The organism is Pontibacter toksunensis, assembly GCF_042686245.1.
In the GTDB taxonomy this organism is placed as follows: domain Bacteria; phylum Bacteroidota; class Bacteroidia; order Cytophagales; family Hymenobacteraceae; genus Pontibacter; species Pontibacter toksunensis.
The window spans coordinates 18,115-35,078 of record NZ_JBHUOX010000029.1; the positions used below are offsets into that span (position 1 = coordinate 18,115).

The window sequence follows — 16,964 nt, forward strand, 5'->3', positions numbered from 1 at the left end:
ATAGTAACAGAATAACTATAATGAACAGCAAAAAGTGATATTTGTTCTTATTAATTGATATTGTGCAAAATATTGGAAAAATTGTAGTATTTGCTTAATCTGCACTAATAAATATCTGTATTAACAGACTTTTTTTTAGCTTTAAAATAGGTTTGACCGTACTATAAATATCAGAAGGCGATATAATTTGTACGGATATGAAAAGAACCATTATTCCTATTTTCACCTACCTCACTCTACTCTTAGTTTTTACATCCTGCAGGCAGGACGGACCTGCACCAATACGAAACATAAAAGCTGGTCCAAATTTATTAAAAGCACAGGCAGGACAGGCATTTACAAACTATACATATTTCACTAATCAACAGCAGAAGACGCTTGGAAATGTGTATACGAAAGTCGTGTTGGTTTCTTTTGTGAGCGGCTTGTCTGCTGAGCAGGAGCAGCAAACATTGGCGCAGTATGGGTTTGTTAAAAATAAAAGCGGGCAGTTAGCAACGGGCGTAACGCTGCTGCACAGCATTGAACTGGTAGATGGCTTGAACTGCAACCAGGTTGAACAGGCTTTGCAGCATTTGGCACAGGACCCTAACATCAGCTATGCGGCACCTTATTTCAGAGACGGCAATAGTTTGGTTGGTGTCAGCAACCAGGTTATTGTTACCATGGAAAAAGGAGAATCTGCTGCACTCCAGCAACTCGCGGAACAGTACAATGCTCAAGTGCTGAAATCACTTGGAAATGATGTGTATCTATTAAAAGTAGACGATTCTTCTAAAGGCAATGCATTAGCCTTTGCAAACTACCTGCACGGTCAGAAAGGTATTGCGCAGGCAGAACCAGACTTCATCGTATCGCTGGATTAAATTGAAGGTAGGTAAATAAACAGGTACAAAAAGAAAGCCCGGCTTCTGATCAGAAGCCGGGCTTTCTTTTTGTACCTGTTTATTTCTTAAAGGTATACTGCCTTTGCTTTGTTGCGCAGATTATACGAAGAGGCCATCACTTCACCATATGCACCTGCTGTACGTATGGCTATCAAATCACCTCGCTGAGTTTCAGGAAGCATAACAGCTTTGCCAAAGCAGTCTGACGACTCACAGATAGGACCCACCACATCGTATCGGGCCTCTGTTTTATCGCTTGTCAGGTTCTCTATCTTATGGTACGACTGGTACAGGGCGGGGCGTATAAGCTCCGTCATGCCAGCATCCAGAATAGCAAAGTTGGTGTTCTGGCCATTCTTAATATAGAGTACCTTTGATATCAATGTTCCGCATTGTGCCACCAGTGCACGTCCCAGTTCAAAATGCACTTCCTGCCCCGGACGTACATCGAGGAACTGGTTGAAAAGTTCGAAGTAAGCTTCAAAATCAGGGATAGGCTGTTGCTCCGGGTGATAGTAATCCACACCAAGGCCCCCGCCAACGTTGATGTGCTGCAGCTGTATATTGTGCGCCAGGAACCACTCCTGAAACTCATTCACCCGCGTGCACAGGTTTTTGAATACCGTAAGGTCCGTAATCTGGGAGCCGATATGGAAGTGGATGCCGATAAGCTCCAGGTGCTTCAGTTTCTGCAGTTGCTCCAGTACACTTTCCAGTTCCCAGGCATTTATACCAAACTTGTTTTCCTCGAGGCCAGTGGTAATGTACTTGTGCGTATTGGCGTTTACATTAGGATTAATCCGCAGTGCTATACGCGCCATACGGCCTTTCTTTTCCGCCAGTTCGTTCAGTACCTCCAGTTCATGGCTAGATTCGCAGTTGAAGCAGAAAATATCCTGATCCAACGCGTAATTAATTTCTTCATCGGATTTACCTACGCCTGCAAAAACGACATCTTTCGGTGCAAAACCGTTTTCGATGGCTGCTTTTACTTCATTTCCGCTTACGCAGTCAGCCCCGAAGCCATACTCACGCATGGCGTCCAGCACAGGTGCGTTGGCGTTTGCTTTCAGGGCATAATGCACGTGGTAATTATACTTGTTGGCTTCCTGCATGGCGGCTTGCAGCGTCTGGCGCAGCAGGTTCAAATTGTAGGCATAAAAAGGAGTAGGCTGTTGTTGTAACTCCTCTAAGTTCAGGTTAAGCATTATGTGCGTTTCTCTCAAAAATTCCTTCGTTCAATTTTGTCAGGGCCTCTACCTTGTTGCTGGTGTCTATCAGCAGGCTGATGTTGTTCTTGCTTCCGCCGTAAGAAATCATGCGTAGCGGAATCTCGTCCAGCGCCTCGAATATCTTCAAGGCAGAGCCACTGCGTGCAGAGATAAAATCACCTACTACACAAATTATCGTTTGCTCCTTATCCACTTCCACCTGCCCAAACGTCTCCAGCTCTGCAATTATTTCACTCAGGAACTTATCGTTGTCAATGGTTAGGGAAACAGCTACCTCTGACGTTGTGATCATGTCAATTGGTGTTTTGTAGCGCTCAAACACCTCGAATACGCTACGCAGGAAACCATACGCCAGCAGCATACGCCCCGATTTTATTTTAATAGCGGTTATACCGTCTTTAGCGGCCACTGCTTTTATGCTGCCACCTGTGCTCTCCGAGGAGATGGTGGTGCCCTGTGCCTCAGGTTCCATGGTGTTAAGCAGTCGTACCGGTATGTTCTTCTGTTTTGCCGGTGTCACGCTGCTTGGGTGCAGAATCTTAGCCCCGAAGTACGCCAACTCTGCCGCCTCATCAAAAGACAGTTCTGCAATAGGGTAGGTGTTCTTCACGATGCGCGGGTCGTTGTTGTGCATGCCACTGATGTCGGTCCAGATCTGGATTTCGTCGGCATCTGCAGCAGCGCCTATCAGGGAGGCAGAGTAATCAGAGCCACCACGCTTCAGGTTATCGATTTCTCCAAAAGCATTGCGGCAAATGTAACCCTGCGTAATGAACAGCTTGGCATCGGGATACTGCGCCAACTCAGCCTTCAACTGCTTTGCGATGTATGGTGCGTCCGGCTCTTCGTTTTCATCAATTTTCATGAAGTTAAGGGCAGGCAGCAGTACAGACGGAATTCCATTCTCCTCGAGGAAGAACTGGAACAGCGCCGTTGAAAGCAGTTCCCCCTGCGCCAGCACCGCACGCTCTTCATGAATGGTGAACAAGTCCTGCGTAAAAGCGCGAAGATGATCAAAATGATTCTTTAGAAGTTCGTTCGCCTGTTTCTTCTTCTCAGTGGAGGTGTAGAGTTCCTCTACCACCTGTTTATATTTATCGTGCAGCGCATCAATCAGCGCGTTCGCTTCCTTGTTTTTATTCTGGTACAGCGTTTCGGCTATTTGTACCAACGCATTTGTGGTGCCCGACATAGCAGACAACACCACCAGTCTAGGCTCATCGCTCTGGATGAGCGAGGCAACTGCCCTCATTCTCTCAGCAGAACCAACAGAGGTGCCACCGAATTTCAGAATTCTCATTTATGTAATTGAAAAATGAAAGATTGTTATAGCGTAAAATTAGCAAAAAAGCAGCGCAATAACTTAGGTAATCTACATTATACCAGCAAAAAAAGAGGCTGGCTAAATTAGCGGCTTAGAATTTTCAACCTTAACAGAGTCTTTCTATTTATTTCCTTGACAGAATTACACTAGCAGCGTTGCCTCCAAACCCAGCGGCATTTACCATGACACGTCTAAATTGGGAGGTGCTTTGACTGGGTAGAAGGGTGTGGAAAGGAATAGAAGGGTACTGCTGGTGTTTCAGAATATGAAGTGCGTATTGTAAGCTTAGGGCACCTGAGGCACCGAGGGTGTGGCCCAGTAACCATTTGTTTGTTGTGATGGCTGGAGCAGTTGCGCCGAAGACAGCCTCTATGGCAGCCAGTTCTGCTCTGTCGCCGGCACGGGTGCCGGGGGTGTGGGTAATAATGAGGTCTATGTGGCGGTTGTGCTCCGGTAGCTGCGCCAGAGCATGCCGCATCGACTTCTGAAAATTAATACCTTCTGCAGATATACTGGTTTTACTTGCAATTTTTTCAAACCCTACACCAATAGCTTCTACTACCACATCGCCTGCCTTTACCTCTTGGCTCATTACCTGCTCCAGAGCAAAAACAGCGGCTCCTTCGCCTAAAACAAAGGTATTCTGCTTCTCAACGGCATAAGGCTGACAAGGGTATGGCTGTTCAGCCAGCTTTGAGTAAATGCCAACGGCTTTCATCTGGGACAGCGTGAAGGGGGTGAGCGGCGCCTCGGTGCCTCCCGCCAGAAACCTCTTCGCCATACCAGCCTTTAGCCAGGCCACACCGTTGGCCACAGCCATTAATGCGGTGCTACAGGTAATAGAGTGGCTGATTTGCGCGCCGCCAGCATTCACGGCATGTGCCACCCAACTGGAGAGGTTGCCTAAGGTGGTGGTAGGGGAGGAACTGGAAGAAAGCGCACCTTCGTTACTTTGCTGATAGCCACTGAAATGCTGTTCGAATAAACCCGTGGCACCTCGAGATGAACCAATATTGACACCTAAATCATCGGCAGGAGCAGTACCTTCTTTGAGCCAGCCTGCTTCCGCAGCGGCCTGCCGTGCGGCATAAATGGCCAGCAGCACCGAGCGGTCGAGTTGCCTGTAGTTGTGGTCTGACTGGAGTAGTTTTTCAAGTTCTGCTTCGGCTGAAGCAGGAAGGGCGGCAACCGGTACAACCTGCCCGTGATGCGACACAGTGGAAAAAACCGGTGTGCCCGCTGCGTAGGCGGCAGCAACGGACGCTGCATCATGGCCTAGTGGGGTGATAAGGCCTGTTCCTCTGATGATGATATGTGATTTCGCTGCTTCCAAACCCTGGCAAAGGTAAAAGATTATTGGCAGACTGTGTGCCTTTGCTCAGAAAGGAACTGATGGACTTTCAAAATCAGGCTCTACCTGTTCCAGGTTAATCGTGCAGCATTGTATGGTCCGGTGGGGGGTAAGGTCTGTTGCCGGCCACAACCTCCTGCATACCTTCTATGGTTTGGTATACCTGCCGGAGTTGGTCCGGTGTGATGCAATAAGGCGCAATGATATAGATGATATTGCCAAGCGGACGAAGGATAACACCATGATCCAATGCAAAGCTGTAGAGCGTATCCCGGAGGTCGCTGAAGTAGGAGGTGGTGGTATCCTCAAACTCCACTGCCAGGATAGTTCCCTGCTGACGCACCTCCCTGATGTAGGGCAGGGGCTTCAGGCGTTGTGCAAAGGCAGCGTGCTGGCGGCAGATGCGGCTGATGTTCTCCTGTGTCTCTGGTTGTAGTAGTAAGTCCAGGCTAGCCAGGCCCGCAGCACAGGCGACTGGGTTACCGGTGTAGCTGTGGCCATGGAAAAGCGTTTTGCTTTTGTCTTCATGCAGAAAAGCCTCGTAAATTCTCTCGTTGCAGGAGGTCGCGCCGAGTGCCATGGTGCCTCCTGTCAGCCCTTTTGAAAGGCATACTATATCCGGTTGGTGCGCCAGGTAATCGGAGGCAAAGGTGCGGCCGGTACGGCCGAATCCTGTCATTACTTCATCAGCTATGGTGAGGATGCTGTGCTGCCGGCAGATTTGCAGGAGGCTATCCAATACTTCCGGTGTATACATCACCATACCTGCTGTGCCCAGTACCAGTGGCTCATAAATGAAAGCAGCTATATCTCCGCCAAGGGCGTAAGCCTCTAGTTGCTTTACTGTCTCTTCCTCCTTTCCACAAACAGGCACATCCACAAAAGCAACCTCAAACAGGTATGACCAGAAGGGAGCTGTAAACGTACTGCGTGCGCTCACAGCCATGGCACCAAATGTGTCGCCGTGGTAGCTGTCGCGGAAAGCGATGATTTTCTTTTTAGGGGTTCTGAGGTTGTTCCAGTACTGGATGGCCATCTTCAATGCCACTTCCACAGCCGTGGAGCCGTTGTCTGAGTAAAACATGCGGCTCTGGCCCTTTGGCAGGATTTGCAGCAGGCGCTCAGCTAATTCCACTGCAGGCGTGTGCGTAAACCCGGCAAAGATTACATGCTCCAGCGTTTGCAGCTGCTCCGCCACTTTACGGGCAATGTATGGGTGCGCGTGCCCATGCAAATTCACCCACCACGATGACACGGCATCAATATATCCTGTACCATCTTCCGCGTACAGCATAGCACCTTCTCCACGAACAATCGGAACGGGTAAGGCAGCTGTTTTCATCTGCGTGTAAGGGTGCCAGATTACATTTCTGTCGCGCTCGGCTAAAGTCATGTTTTTATGTATGTTGATGCTGAATTTCAGGTTTTACACGAGCTGCTGCACACATGCTGTTTATGCTTCGGGCAGCAACTGCCGGGATTTTTCACCACAAGAATGCTGGCTAATGAAGACAGCAAGGGCCGTTTTGTGTTTAACCCAAGGTTAAAAGTGTAGAGTTCTATCCAGATTCCGATTCCTTTTTTACAAATAAGACTTAAATTCCTCAGCGTATGCCGCTACAGCTTCTTTGCAAAACTCTGCTTCCTGCCGGATAGACGGTAGTTTGCGCAGTCCGGTATACTTCACTATAAAGTCCTCGGAGGCAGCGTTCTCTTCGCCGTTGAAGATGATGCCGGCCACCTGAACTTTCCGGTAGCGCAATACCTCCGCCGTGAGCAAAGTATGGTTAATGCTGCCCAGGTAGTTTCGCGAGACTAGCACTACCTCCAGCCCCAACTGCTGCACCAGGTCCAGCATCAGGAAGCGCTTGTTGAGGGGCACCATCAGGCCTCCGGCGCCTTCCACTACGAGGTTGTTCTCTGTATGCGGCAGCTTCATACTATGCACGTCTATCTCTATCCCTTCTGCAGCAGCGGCGCGGTGTGGGGAGGCAGCCATTTTCAGGCGGTAAGCTTCCGGGTGAAACACGGAGGCAGCGTTAGATACCAGGCTCATAACAGTGTCGGTATCTGTAAAGTCCAGGCCACCTGCCTGCACAGGTTTCCAGTAATCGGCCTGTAGGGCTTCAGTCAGGATGGCGGCAGCAACTGTTTTGCCCACATCCGTTCCGATGCCGGTAATAAAATAACTTTTCATAATCCTTTGGCTATGGCCTTCACGAGGCCGTCAATTTCCTGTAATGTATTATATGCATGTACTATTACCCGAAGCCGCTCCTGGCCTTTCGGCACTGTCGGGCTCAGCACGGGGCGCACATCAAATTGCTCTGCCTGTAAAAACGAAGCAAACTCTTTCAACTTCGCGGTTCCACCATCCTCCATAAAAACAGAAAGAATGACACTTTCTGCGGGAGTACAGCGGATGCCATGTATCTTATTCAGTTGCTCAGATAAATGGCGGGCCAGCAACTTTACCTGCCGGCGCTCTTTTTCCAGTTCCGGCAGCAGGCTATAAGCGCACTTTAGTGCTACCAGCGCATGTGTCGGCAAGCCGGTGGTATAGATAAAGGCACGGCTGTAGTTGATAAGGAAATCGCGCAGCACCTGCGGCCCTACCACAGCAGCCCCGTGTGCGCCCATTGCTTTGCCATAGGTGATTACCTGGGCAAACACCTGGTTTTCCAAACCCAGTGCCACCGTTAATCCCTCACCCTTTTCACCGTAGAGGCCCACAGCATGTGCCTCATCCACTATCAATGCGGCATTCGCAGCCCCGCACAGTTGCGCCAACTCTGAAAGCGGTGCCTTATCACCCTCCATAGAGTACACCGATTCCACCACCACAAAAACCTGCCCTAAAGCAAGCCTCAGCTTCTGCTGCAGGTCCTGCACATTATTATGCCGGAAACTGTAGCTTTTCGCGAAGCTAAGGCGCAAACCATCTTTCATAGAAGCATGACTGGCCTCGTCGTAAAAAACGGTGTCGCCGCGCTGAGGCAAGGCAGACAAAAGACCGACGTTAGCCACATAGCCGGAGTTAAACAGCAAGGCTGCCTCCCCACGGTGATACTGGGCTATCGTTTTCTCTGATTCTTCGAATAGCGTATTGTTGCCAGATAAGAGCCGGGAGCCGGTTGCCCCCAACGGTAAGTGGCTGTACTGCTGCTCTGTTTCCTTTATAAGTGCCCGAAGTTTTTGGGAGCGGGCCAGGCCTAGGTAATCGTTAGAACAGAAGTCGGTGAGGCCGGAGGTTGTTTTTAGCTGGCGCAGGTTGTCCTGCGCCGCCCGGTCCGCCAGCTTTTGCTGTAATCGTTTATGCAGGTCCATAGGCGGCTGTTACACCGTCTCTGGTTGTATTTCTTCTTTGAAAGATTTTCGCGGGGACAGGCCCAGCAGTTGGAACATAGCTTTGTCCTGGTCGAAATCAGGATTAGGCGTGGTCAGCAGCTTTTCTCCTGTAAATATGGAATTTGCGCCAGCAAGAAAGCAAAGCGCCTGCTCTGTGACGTCCATCTGTTCGCGGCCAGCCGAGAGGCGTACCATTGTTTTCGGCATCAGGATACGGGCTGTGGCAATCATACGCACCATTTCCCAGACAGATACACGCGGCTGATTTTCCAAAGGTGTCCCTTTTACCGGTACCAGCGCATTAACCGGCACCGATTCCGGATGCTGCTCCAGCGTAGACAGGGTATACAGCATGCCAATACGGTCTTCGTCTGTCTCTCCCAAGCCGATGATGCCGCCGGAGCAAACAGAGATGCCCGCTTTCCGCACATTGTTGATGGTTCCTAAGCGGTCATCGTACGTGCGGGTTGTAATTATTTTGTCATAGTGCTCTTCGGATGTGTCGAGGTTATGGTTGTAGGCGTACAGGCCGGCTTCTTTCAGCCGCTCTGCCTGGTACTCATTCACCATACCCAGTGTACAGCATACTTCAAGGCCAAGTTCATTTACGCCTTTCACCATGTCCAGCACCTTATCAAAGTCGCGGTTGTCGCGCACTTCGCGCCAAGCAGCACCCATGCAGAAACGGGTAGAACCGCCTTCCTTCGCACGGCGTGCTGACGCCAACACCTGCTCCTGTTGCAGCAGCTTATGCACGTCCACGCCTGTATTGTAACGGGCTGCCTGCGGGCAGTAGGCGCAGTCTTCAGAACAACCACCGGTTTTCACAGATAAAAGCGTACAAACCTGCACCTCGCCAGTTGCCTGGTACTGCTTGTGCACCTGGGCTGCTTCCACTATCAACTCCAGTACTGGTTTATAATAAATTGCTTTTATCTCCTCCAGACTCCAGTCGTTTCGGAGGTCTGTGTTCAGTCCGTTTTGGCTCATGCTGCTCGTGTTTAGGTTACGAAGGTAATTTGAAGATTTAGGAATTAAAAATCAAAGATATGGGCAGGTTTAGTGGATAATAAGCTAAGTAGTTCAGCAGGTGGTGGTTTTCTGTGGAAAAATTGGTTTGTGAATTTGTTGACATTCTTATGCTACAGGGCCTTTCTGAATTTTTAGCTACGGTCTGTGCTGCTTGCTCGGTTCATGGTGTTTTTTAAGCCATGCAAGTAACTTTTTATATGCTTTATTGAACTTGGCTAATTAGCTGGGCTTGACATTTAAAGCATTAACACAGCGTTGGATATGCTACGGATTGAAGGCGATAGGATATACTTCTGATAATAAAACTGAACTATTTAAAATATAACAGTATATTAGATTAATTCTAACTGAAGCTTCATTTGAAAATCTTCGCTTATGTTATCCACTCAATCAGTACAACCTATCGAAAAGCGCCCAAAGGGAATCAGAATTTCACCAATGGTGATCACAAAAACGCTGGCATCCATTGTTGTTTTTCTAATCATCGCGTACGTGGCCGGCATGTATTATGAACATCGTTTTCATCCCCAGTACCCAACACTTGCTTATCAACTGGTGCGGACTTTCGACCTGAATTGGGAAGAGAATGTACCAGCCTTTTTTTCAACTGTTATATTGCTCCTGGCGTCGTTACTGCTGTATGCAATCTATTATCTGAAAAAAACTCATGATAATGAAAAGAGAAAATGGGGTGTACTGAGTTTTGTGTTTCTTTTTATGGCTGTTGATGAGAACCTTCAAATTCATGAGTACATGAGTGAAGTTGTAAGACCAATGCTCTTCAGCGATTTTTCTGGGTTACTTTATTGGGCGTGGGTGGTGCCTTATGCAGTATTAGTGCTGGCAGCAGTAGCGTTCTTTATGCCTTTTGTACTGGGGCTACCTACAAAAACCAAAGTACTCTTTATTTTTTCAGGTGCTATGTTTGTGGCAGGGGCTATTGGGATGGAGCTTTTTGAAGGATACTTTTATGTCAGGTACGGGTATACTCACATCTACAACCTGGTGCTTTATTGTTTGGAAGAAATGCTGGAGATGAGCAGCGTGGTGATTTTTATCTATGCTTTGCTGGACTACCTGACATTGTTGATGGCGCATTTTTATTTTGGTCACAATGAACACCAGGTAGGGATGGCGGAACTTGAACACAAGTCCGAAACATCTGATATGACTGTTACACCTTAAGCCTGGCCTCCTTGTCCAGACCTAGAAGAACGATTTACACATCAGAATCTATCTTAAAAAAAGCACCCCTCTCAGGGTGCTTTTCGATATTTTGCAGGTTTAGTTTGCCTTCTCCTCCTCCTGTACCTGGCCGTTGCGGTATACAACCGTCTTCAGTAGTTTTCCTGCCTCATTGAAGTACTTCCAGCTACCTGTTTCCTTGTTGTTTCGGAACTGACCTGTAACCTCCGTTTTGCCGCTCTCAAAGACCTGCTTGTATGGGCCAAAACGCAGCCCGTCCTTATGGTTGGTTTCAGACTTTAGCTTGCCCGACGGATAAAATTCTGTACGGACGCCTACTGCCTTATTCTTCTCATACTTTACCGTTGTTTTAACTGCACCGTTCTCATAATAGGTCAGGCGGTCGCCGGTAAGCAGGTCGTCTTTGAACGTTTCACTTACCTGTACCTTTTTACCAGGAGCATCGAAATATATTTTCCAGGTGCCGCTGCGCTTCTTGTCTTTGAACTGCTCCTCAGCCTTTATATTGCCGGAGGCGTAGTAGGAGGTAAGCTTGATGTCGCTGCCGTCATTGCTGTAATTAGCTTCTTCACGCAGGCTGCCGTCTTCATAGAAGAATTGCGTCAGCCCGGAAGGGTTGCCGTTTTTATAGTTAATCACACTGCGCGGTTTGCCGCTTTCGAAATATGCTTTTGATGGCCCGTGCATTTTGCCTGCCACAAAGCCTCCCTCTGTGCTTATATTCCCGGATTTATAGTAGCTCTTGAAAGTCCCATCCTTCTGTCCGGCCACGTTGTTTACCTCCGTTTGCAGTTGCCCATTGTCGAAGTAGGTTTTGTAGGAGCCTTCCAGCATACCGTTTCGGTATACAGCATCTGTTTCCAGGTTACCATTCGGGTGATAGGTTTTGGCAGGTCCATTTTGCTTGCTGTCCTGGTAGGTTATTTCTGATTTTGGTTTACCGGTAGGGTAATACTCGCGCACCAGCCCCTCCGGGAAACCGTTCACGAACGAGGTTTCTGTCTTGAGGGTCCCATCAGGGTAGAAGGTTTTAAATGCCTTGCTCTGCTTATCATTTTCGTAGCTTCCTTCCTGCAGCAGCCGGCCGTCTGGCTGGTACGCCTTGAACGGTCCCTGCTTTACATCCATAATATACGTTAGCTGGAGCTTTGGACTGCCACTCGGGTAAAACTCTGTATAAATACTGTCTTTTTTTCCCTCCACAAACTTCATCAGCGCTTCGCGCTCTCCGGTAGGGTAGTAGCGGTTGTAATAACCTACAATAGCGGAATCCGGCATGATGTAGTACTCCTCCTTTACCAACGTATGGGCTTCGTCGTGGAAGGTGGTAACTTTTGTCTGTGCTGTGGCAAAGTTTTGCAGCAGGCACAGTGCAGCGGACAACAGCAGTAATTTATACATGAGTGGTTTTAGCAGTTTGGTATATGAAAGCGCCTGAATTAGCTTTTGCACAGTACGTTGAAAGGAACAACAACAAACAGGCGCTAAGGATTCAATCAGGTGCAGCTTCCCGGCTAAGCTTTATGATATGCTGATACCTAAAAAAAGAAGCCTTACGCAATGAACGTAAGGCCTCCTGCAAATTGTATGCCCGAAGGCTATCTTACATTTTTTCGATTACGATTGAAGAGGCGCCGCCACCGCCGTTGCAGATACCTGTCACGCCGATTTTACCACCTTTCTTGTCCATCACGTTGCACAGGGTAACCAAGATGCGGGCACCAGAGGCTCCGAGGGGGTGGCCGAGTGATACAGCACCACCAAACACGTTCACGTTGCCACCCTCCAGGCCTAATTTCTGGTTATTAGCGATGGATACCACAGAGAAAGCTTCGTTTATTTCGTAGTAATCTACTTCAGACGCATCCACACCGGCATGCTTCAGGGCTTTTGGTATAGCCAGCGAAGGGGTGGTGGTAAACCAGATGGGGTCCTGCTCTGCATCGGCAAAGCCCAGTATCTTCGCAACTGGCTTCAGGCCAAGCTCCTCAGCTTTCTCCTTGCTCATGAGTAGCACTGCAGCAGCACCATCATTCAGGGTGGAGGCGTTGGCAGCGGTTACTGAGCCTTCTTTATCAAACACCGGGCGCAGGCCAGGTATTTTGTCGTAGTTTACTTTTCTGAACTCTTCGTCCTCCGACACCACAATCGGATCTTTACCACGCTGTGGAATCTCCACGGGCACGATCTCATCCTTCAGTAAACCGGCTTCAGTCGCCTCAGCTACTTTTTTGTAGGAGTTGATGGCATACTCATCCTGCATCTCGCGGGTAATCTTCATTTCGCGGGCGGTGTTTTCAGCGGCATTTCCCATATGGAAGTCATTGTATACATCCCACAAACCGTCTTTCAGCAAGCCGTCTGTCATCTGGCCGTGGCCAAGCTTGGCACCAAAGCGGGCTTTCTCCAGGTAATAAGGCACATTCGACATGCTCTCCATACCACCTGCCACAATCACATCTTTATGCCCCAGCATAATCGCCTGCGAAGCGAACATGATGGCTTTTGCACCAGAGGCGCATACTTTGTTCACCGTGGTACACTCTACTTCGTGTCCGAGCCCGGCAAAAATGGCGGCCTGTCTGGCAGGCGCCTGGCCTACGTTGGCAGAAATCACGTTACCCATAATTACCTCCTGCACAAGGCTCTTATCTACACCTGCTTTTTCGAGGGCTCCTTTGATGGCGGCGGCACCCAGCTGTGTTGCCGAAAGGCTGGCCAAAGCACCTCCGAAACTACCAATCGGGGTTCTGACAGCCGAAATAATATATACTTCTTTCGTTTGCATAGTTTTATAATTGCTTTTTTGTCAGGTGAAGTTACCATGTTTCAGGCGTAAAACCAAACGATCGTTAGGCAATGGCAGCTGCCCTTATTTCAATCCCGGACCTAAGCTTTAACATTAAACCTACCATCCACTTAAGTGTTTTCCCAAGTCTTTTAAACACTCCCGGCTTCTGTCAGTCCGCATACCCATCCAGGCTCTCCAGCGGCTGATTTGTTTTCATAAACTGTCCTGTTCCGAAGGCTACTTCTTTTCCCCGGTCATTGTAAAGTGTCGATTCGGCTACATAAAGGTTTTTGCCAGTTGAACGAAGTGTGCCCACAGCTTTAAGATTGCCACCTGTAACGGGGCGCAGCAGGTTTAACTGGAAGGATGAAGTGACTACAAAAACATCCTGTACGACAGAGGCCACGGCAAAGTAGGCGGCGTCATCAAGTAGTTTGAAGTAAATAGCGCCGTGCATGGCATTCGCGCCATGAAAATATTTTGGCTCTATTGGTAGTGTCAGTTCCGCTCCGGAATGGCTCACGCTGATGCTGCTGCCACTAAAAAACTCCTGCACTTTTGCCTTATGGTAGAGCCGCTCCAGCCGGCGGTAATGTTCTGTTGCTTCCATGGTTTCTATCTCTTCTGATTGCCCGGCAAGTATAAGCAATCTGTAACAGAATCAGCAGGCAGCTTTGTAAGAGTTAAAAACTGTGAAGCAAGAATATGGGGTAGGAGGATCCGGTATAGCAGTAACAGTGGGGAAAAAGCCAATGTTTTTGCATCTGAATCAGGCATACGGAGCAGCAAGAACCAGAACATTACTTTTTACCAGTTCGGTTTAGTGCGGTCCGGTGACTTCGTTGATTTTTTAGGCAGTTGTTGAATGTACTGAAGCTCGGCACTCCGTATAGCATCCAGCAACAGCCGTGCCTTTTCAGGGCTCATGTTTACTTGCTGAAGCCGTGCCCTCCGTGTTTGTGCCCGTTGATCATCTTCTGAAACTCCCTCCGCACTGTTGCTGCGTGGCCACTGCTGCGCATCAGTCTGCCCGTCTGGGTTCATTCCTTCTGTTTCACCCTGGGAGCTTCCGCTGCTCTGTTCTCTTTCCTGGTTGCCTGTTTGCTCACTACGGTTATTGTTCTGGATGCCCGAACCGTTATTACGGGGTTGTGGCTCACCACTTGTATCAGGCTGCGGTTTTTCTATTTCTTCCTCTGTATCGCCGTTAGCGTCCGGGGTATTTTCAGGCTGTGGTTCCAAAGCCTCTTCTGCCGGAGGGGGAGGCGCGATACTATCCTGTTCCGCCTGGGTTTCTGCGGGTGCTGGAAGTTCATCTGCAGCAGTGTCTTCAGTTGCTTCTGGGTGTAGTGTGAGGTGCTTTTTCAGGAGCTCAAAATTGTATCGGGCGGCCTCGTTTTGCGGCTCTGCTATCAATGCCCCTTTGTAAAGCGCGAGCGCCTGCCTGTACTTTTTCTGTTTAAAAGCAATGTTGCCGAGCTGCAGGTGTGCAACTGCTTTAAGGTGCTGTGAGGGGTGGTCTGCCAGCAGGCGGTACTCTGCTGTCGCCTGCGGCAACAGGCCTGCCTGATAATAAGCATGAGCCAGGTTCAGCTGCAACTGATTATCCTTTACCTCCAGGTCGTGGAGCAGGTATTCATAGGCGGCAATGGCCTCCGTATAATCCTGTTGCTTATAGGCTGTGGCGGCGGTTTTGGCATACTCGTTCAGGCGTGAGATGGTATTTAACCCACCGCTCAGCAAGGAAACAAGGAAGAAGACGAATAGTATCGGCTTCATATGCGAATCAGTTTGATAGTCATTAAAACATCCAGCACGATCAGGACCAGCGCCAGCGCCAGCGGGTAAATATACTTATTTGCCGTCACATCAATGGTTTTACTCTCCCGAAGCTCGCCCTCAATGTTGTTGATGGCGCTGACAAGCCTGCTCACCTCACTTACCCGGTCGCTTACCTCAAAGTACTGTCCCCCGGTTAGGCTAGCCAGCTGCACGAGGGGCTCCGGGTTCAGGTAAGTAGTCACGGTACGGTTCTCACTGTCCTGCAGGTAACCACGGCCTACGGGTATCCGGCTGCCATCGGTGGTGCCGATACCAAGAGTATACACCCTGATATTCTGCTCCCGCAGCTGCTCTGCCAAGGCCTCAACTTCTCCCCCAAAATCTTCTCCGTCACTAATCAGTACCAGCAACCGGGCTTTCTGTTCGTCGGCCTCCGGGTTATTGTCCTGCCGCAGTTTTTCTAAAGTCAGCTGTAGCAAGGGTGCATAGTCGGTGCCGGAGTGGGGCAGGAGACTGGTGCGGAGCGTCTGGGTGTAAAGCTGCAAGGCCCTTTGGTCGTAAGTGAGCGGACTCTGAACAAAGGCTTCGTCTGAAAAAACCATTAGGCCGACTCGGTCGGAGTTAAAGCGAGTAATCAGACGCTGGATTTCATGCTTGGCTTTCTCCAGTCGTGATGGCTGCACATCCGTAGCATTCATCGACTGCGACAAGTCTACAGCGATGTACAGGTCTTTGCCAATGGTCCTGATTTCTTTCTTCATTGCTCCAAAGGAGGGACCGAGTATGGCGATGATAATGAGCAGCACATACAGGTGACGCAGCACGAACTTAACCCACACAATGTGGGGCCGCTGACGAAAGAAAAGCGCTACCCGCCGTACACGCAGCAAATAGCCTACATAGAGTCCAAAGAAAAGGACGCCGAAGAGTATTTCGAGCAAGGTGATCGTTTGGTACCAGGTCATTTCTTATCTAGAGCGGCAGCCTGAATGGTGTCTGTACTTCTGAAGTTGCCATTACAAATATACTTGTTTAGCCTCCACAGCAGGGCAGGAGAGGCTTCTTTTTTAAACTGTATCCTGTTTTACAACGAGTGGATTCCTGTTTTCTGCTTTGGTTATTGTAGGTAAATATATTTTTCAAAAACCATGCCCGCAGCAAGCAGAAAGAAATCAGCTAGTTAACCTGGGTTGCCGGAACAAAATGAAGAGCGTTGGCTTAAATTTTCAGGGCAGCTATTGCAGCATAAAGGGTAATGTAGTATGTTTGCAATCTCATTAGCAGAATGAGCCCGGAGAGGTGGGTGAGTGGCTGAAACCAGCAGTTTGCTAAACTGCCGTACTCGTAAGGGTACCGGGGGTTCGAATCCCCCCCTCTCCGCAAGTGAATGAATAAAAAAAGTTGCAAAAACATTTTGAGACTTCGGAAAACTTCACTTATCTTTGCACCGCAATTAGTTGAAACAGCAACACCAAAGCTGTTTAAATTGAAAGCAAAAACAGTTCGGGGTGTAGCGTAGCCCGGTATCGCGCCACATTTGGGATGTGGAGGTCGTAGGTTCGAATCCTGCCACCCCGACTAAAAAATTTCGGAAGCAATTCCGAAATTTTTCGTTTAAGGGATAGGGGAAACTCTTTCAAAAACGATGGTCTCGTAGCTCAGCTGGATAGAGCAACTGCCTTCTAAGCAGTAGGTCTTTGGTTCGAATCCAAACGGGATCACATTGAATACAAATAAAAACCCTCTCTACTGGCTGTAGAGAGGGTTTTTATTTTGATTTGCTATACATGTAGAACAAGCTGTTCTACATGTTTTAGATTTTGTTCTACATGTGAAACTTTCGAATTCCTTCGAAAGTTTATATAAATTTTAATGCCACTTATACTAAGAATAGCCTTTTAACTATTAACAGGATTGGTATAGCAGCAGAAGGGGCAGCACAGGCTGATGCTGACAATTTTTTTGTAGAGAGGAAACAATGAATGCTATGTGCTGAAATTATCAATTAATA

At 48.7% G+C, this 16,964-nt stretch carries 14 protein-coding genes and 3 tRNA genes; 5 read left to right on the forward strand and 12 right to left on the reverse strand.

Going from position 1 to position 16,964, the window contains the following annotated elements; translation table 11 throughout:
* The first annotated feature begins 197 nt into the window (after nt 1-197).
* Entirely contained in the window at nt 198-866 is a 669-nt protein-coding gene (locus tag ACFS7Z_RS23940) for a S8 family serine peptidase (RefSeq protein WP_377490770.1), read from the forward strand.
* 86 nt (nt 867-952) lie between these two features.
* Here the strand turns inward: ACFS7Z_RS23940 and lysA are convergent, their stop codons facing one another.
* From lysA to bioB, 7 genes are all read right to left on the reverse strand, one after another.
* Nucleotides 953-2,095: a diaminopimelate decarboxylase gene (gene lysA, locus ACFS7Z_RS23945; protein ID WP_377490773.1), complete on the reverse strand. Its 1,143-nt coding sequence runs from the start codon at nt 2,093-2,095 to the stop codon at nt 953-955.
* Nucleotides 2,088-3,419 carry an aspartate kinase gene (locus ACFS7Z_RS23950; protein WP_377490776.1) on the reverse strand — a complete coding sequence of 444 codons (1,332 nt, stop codon included), beginning with the start codon at nt 3,417-3,419 and terminating at the stop codon, nt 2,088-2,090. Before ACFS7Z_RS23950 ends, lysA begins: the two co-directional genes overlap by 8 nt.
* 148 nt (nt 3,420-3,567) lie before the next feature.
* Nucleotides 3,568-4,776 carry a beta-ketoacyl synthase N-terminal-like domain-containing protein gene (locus ACFS7Z_RS23955; protein ID WP_377490779.1) on the reverse strand — a complete coding sequence of 403 codons (1,209 nt, stop codon included), beginning with the start codon at nt 4,774-4,776 and terminating at the stop codon, nt 3,568-3,570.
* A gap of 94 nt (nt 4,777-4,870) precedes the next feature.
* Nucleotides 4,871-6,187 (reverse strand): adenosylmethionine--8-amino-7-oxononanoate transaminase, encoded by a 1,317-nt coding sequence (gene bioA, locus ACFS7Z_RS23960; protein WP_377490782.1) that lies wholly within the window; start codon nt 6,185-6,187, stop codon nt 4,871-4,873.
* Nucleotides 6,188-6,376: 189 nt separating this feature from the next.
* Nucleotides 6,377-6,991 carry a dethiobiotin synthase gene (gene bioD / locus ACFS7Z_RS23965; protein WP_377490785.1) on the reverse strand — a complete coding sequence of 205 codons (615 nt, stop codon included), beginning with the start codon at nt 6,989-6,991 and terminating at the stop codon, nt 6,377-6,379.
* Nucleotides 6,988-8,121 carry an aminotransferase class I/II-fold pyridoxal phosphate-dependent enzyme gene (locus ACFS7Z_RS23970; protein WP_377490788.1) on the reverse strand — a complete coding sequence of 378 codons (1,134 nt, stop codon included), beginning with the start codon at nt 8,119-8,121 and terminating at the stop codon, nt 6,988-6,990. The genes bioD and ACFS7Z_RS23970 overlap by 4 nt, the downstream gene beginning before the upstream one ends.
* A 9-nt stretch (nt 8,122-8,130) precedes the next feature.
* Entirely contained in the window at nt 8,131-9,132 is a 1,002-nt protein-coding gene (gene bioB, locus ACFS7Z_RS23975; protein WP_377490791.1) for a biotin synthase BioB, read from the reverse strand.
* Between the two features lie 417 nt (nt 9,133-9,549).
* Here bioB and ACFS7Z_RS23980 point away from each other — a divergent pair, with 417 nt between their 5' ends.
* Nucleotides 9,550-10,359, forward strand: coding sequence for a multidrug transporter (locus ACFS7Z_RS23980; RefSeq protein WP_377490794.1), 810 nt, complete (start codon nt 9,550-9,552; stop codon nt 10,357-10,359).
* 99 nt (nt 10,360-10,458) lie between these two features.
* Here the strand turns inward: ACFS7Z_RS23980 and ACFS7Z_RS23985 are convergent, their stop codons facing one another.
* From ACFS7Z_RS23985 to ACFS7Z_RS24005, 5 genes are all read right to left on the reverse strand, one after another.
* A complete protein-coding gene (locus ACFS7Z_RS23985; protein WP_377490797.1) occupies nt 10,459-11,781 on the reverse strand; it encodes a toxin-antitoxin system YwqK family antitoxin in 1,323 nt (440 codons plus the stop codon).
* A 202-nt stretch (nt 11,782-11,983) separates the two neighbouring features.
* Complete coding sequence (locus ACFS7Z_RS23990) at nt 11,984-13,168, reverse strand: acetyl-CoA C-acyltransferase (protein WP_377490800.1); 1,185 nt, start codon at nt 13,166-13,168, stop codon at nt 11,984-11,986.
* Nucleotides 13,169-13,340: 172 nt separating this feature from the next.
* Complete coding sequence (locus ACFS7Z_RS23995) at nt 13,341-13,781, reverse strand: PaaI family thioesterase (protein WP_377490803.1); 441 nt, start codon at nt 13,779-13,781, stop codon at nt 13,341-13,343.
* A 197-nt stretch (nt 13,782-13,978) separates the two neighbouring features.
* Nucleotides 13,979-14,950, reverse strand: coding sequence for an aerotolerance protein (locus ACFS7Z_RS24000; RefSeq protein ID WP_377490806.1), 972 nt, complete (start codon nt 14,948-14,950; stop codon nt 13,979-13,981).
* The gene (locus ACFS7Z_RS24005) at nt 14,947-15,918 is read right to left on the reverse strand and encodes a VWA domain-containing protein (protein WP_377490809.1); all 972 of its coding nucleotides are present in this window, start codon (nt 15,916-15,918) and stop codon (nt 14,947-14,949) included. Before ACFS7Z_RS24005 ends, ACFS7Z_RS24000 begins: the two co-directional genes overlap by 4 nt.
* A gap of 328 nt (nt 15,919-16,246) precedes the next feature.
* Between ACFS7Z_RS24005 and ACFS7Z_RS24010 the strand changes: the two genes are divergently transcribed.
* The 3 genes from ACFS7Z_RS24010 (at nt 16,247) to ACFS7Z_RS24020 (ending at nt 16,674) form a co-directional block, all read left to right on the forward strand.
* Nucleotides 16,247-16,333 (forward strand) — tRNA-Ser (locus ACFS7Z_RS24010).
* Between the two features lie 124 nt (nt 16,334-16,457).
* A tRNA-Pro gene (locus tag ACFS7Z_RS24015) sits at nt 16,458-16,531 on the forward strand.
* 69 nt (nt 16,532-16,600) lie between these two features.
* Nucleotides 16,601-16,674: transfer RNA gene (locus tag ACFS7Z_RS24020), tRNA-Arg, on the forward strand.
* Nucleotides 16,675-16,964: the final 290 nt, after the last annotated feature.

Bases quoted from the DNA above. Each gene is read 5' to 3' on its own strand.
- ACFS7Z_RS23990 (WP_377490800.1), bottom strand. From the start codon at position 13,168: ATGCAAACGAAAGAAGTATATATTATTTCGGCTGTCAGAACCCCGATT.
- lysA (WP_377490773.1), bottom strand. From the start codon at position 2,095: ATGCTTAACCTGAACTTAGAGGAGTTACAACAACAGCCTACTCCTTTT.
- ACFS7Z_RS24005 (WP_377490809.1), bottom strand. From the start codon at position 15,918: ATGACCTGGTACCAAACGATCACCTTGCTCGAAATACTCTTCGGCGTC.
- ACFS7Z_RS23970 (WP_377490788.1), bottom strand. From the start codon at position 8,121: ATGGACCTGCATAAACGATTACAGCAAAAGCTGGCGGACCGGGCGGCG.
- ACFS7Z_RS24000 (WP_377490806.1), bottom strand. From the start codon at position 14,950: ATGAAGCCGATACTATTCGTCTTCTTCCTTGTTTCCTTGCTGAGCGGT.
- bioB (WP_377490791.1), bottom strand. From the start codon at position 9,132: ATGAGCCAAAACGGACTGAACACAGACCTCCGAAACGACTGGAGTCTG.
- bioD (WP_377490785.1), bottom strand. From the start codon at position 6,991: ATGAAAAGTTATTTTATTACCGGCATCGGAACGGATGTGGGCAAAACA.
- ACFS7Z_RS23995 (WP_377490803.1), bottom strand. From the start codon at position 13,781: ATGGAAGCAACAGAACATTACCGCCGGCTGGAGCGGCTCTACCATAAG.
- ACFS7Z_RS23950 (WP_377490776.1), bottom strand. From the start codon at position 3,419: ATGAGAATTCTGAAATTCGGTGGCACCTCTGTTGGTTCTGCTGAGAGA.
- bioA (WP_377490782.1), bottom strand. From the start codon at position 6,187: ATGACTTTAGCCGAGCGCGACAGAAATGTAATCTGGCACCCTTACACG.
- ACFS7Z_RS23985 (WP_377490797.1), bottom strand. From the start codon at position 11,781: ATGTATAAATTACTGCTGTTGTCCGCTGCACTGTGCCTGCTGCAAAAC.
- ACFS7Z_RS23980 (WP_377490794.1), top strand. From the start codon at position 9,550: ATGTTATCCACTCAATCAGTACAACCTATCGAAAAGCGCCCAAAGGGA.
- ACFS7Z_RS23940 (WP_377490770.1), top strand. From the start codon at position 198: ATGAAAAGAACCATTATTCCTATTTTCACCTACCTCACTCTACTCTTA.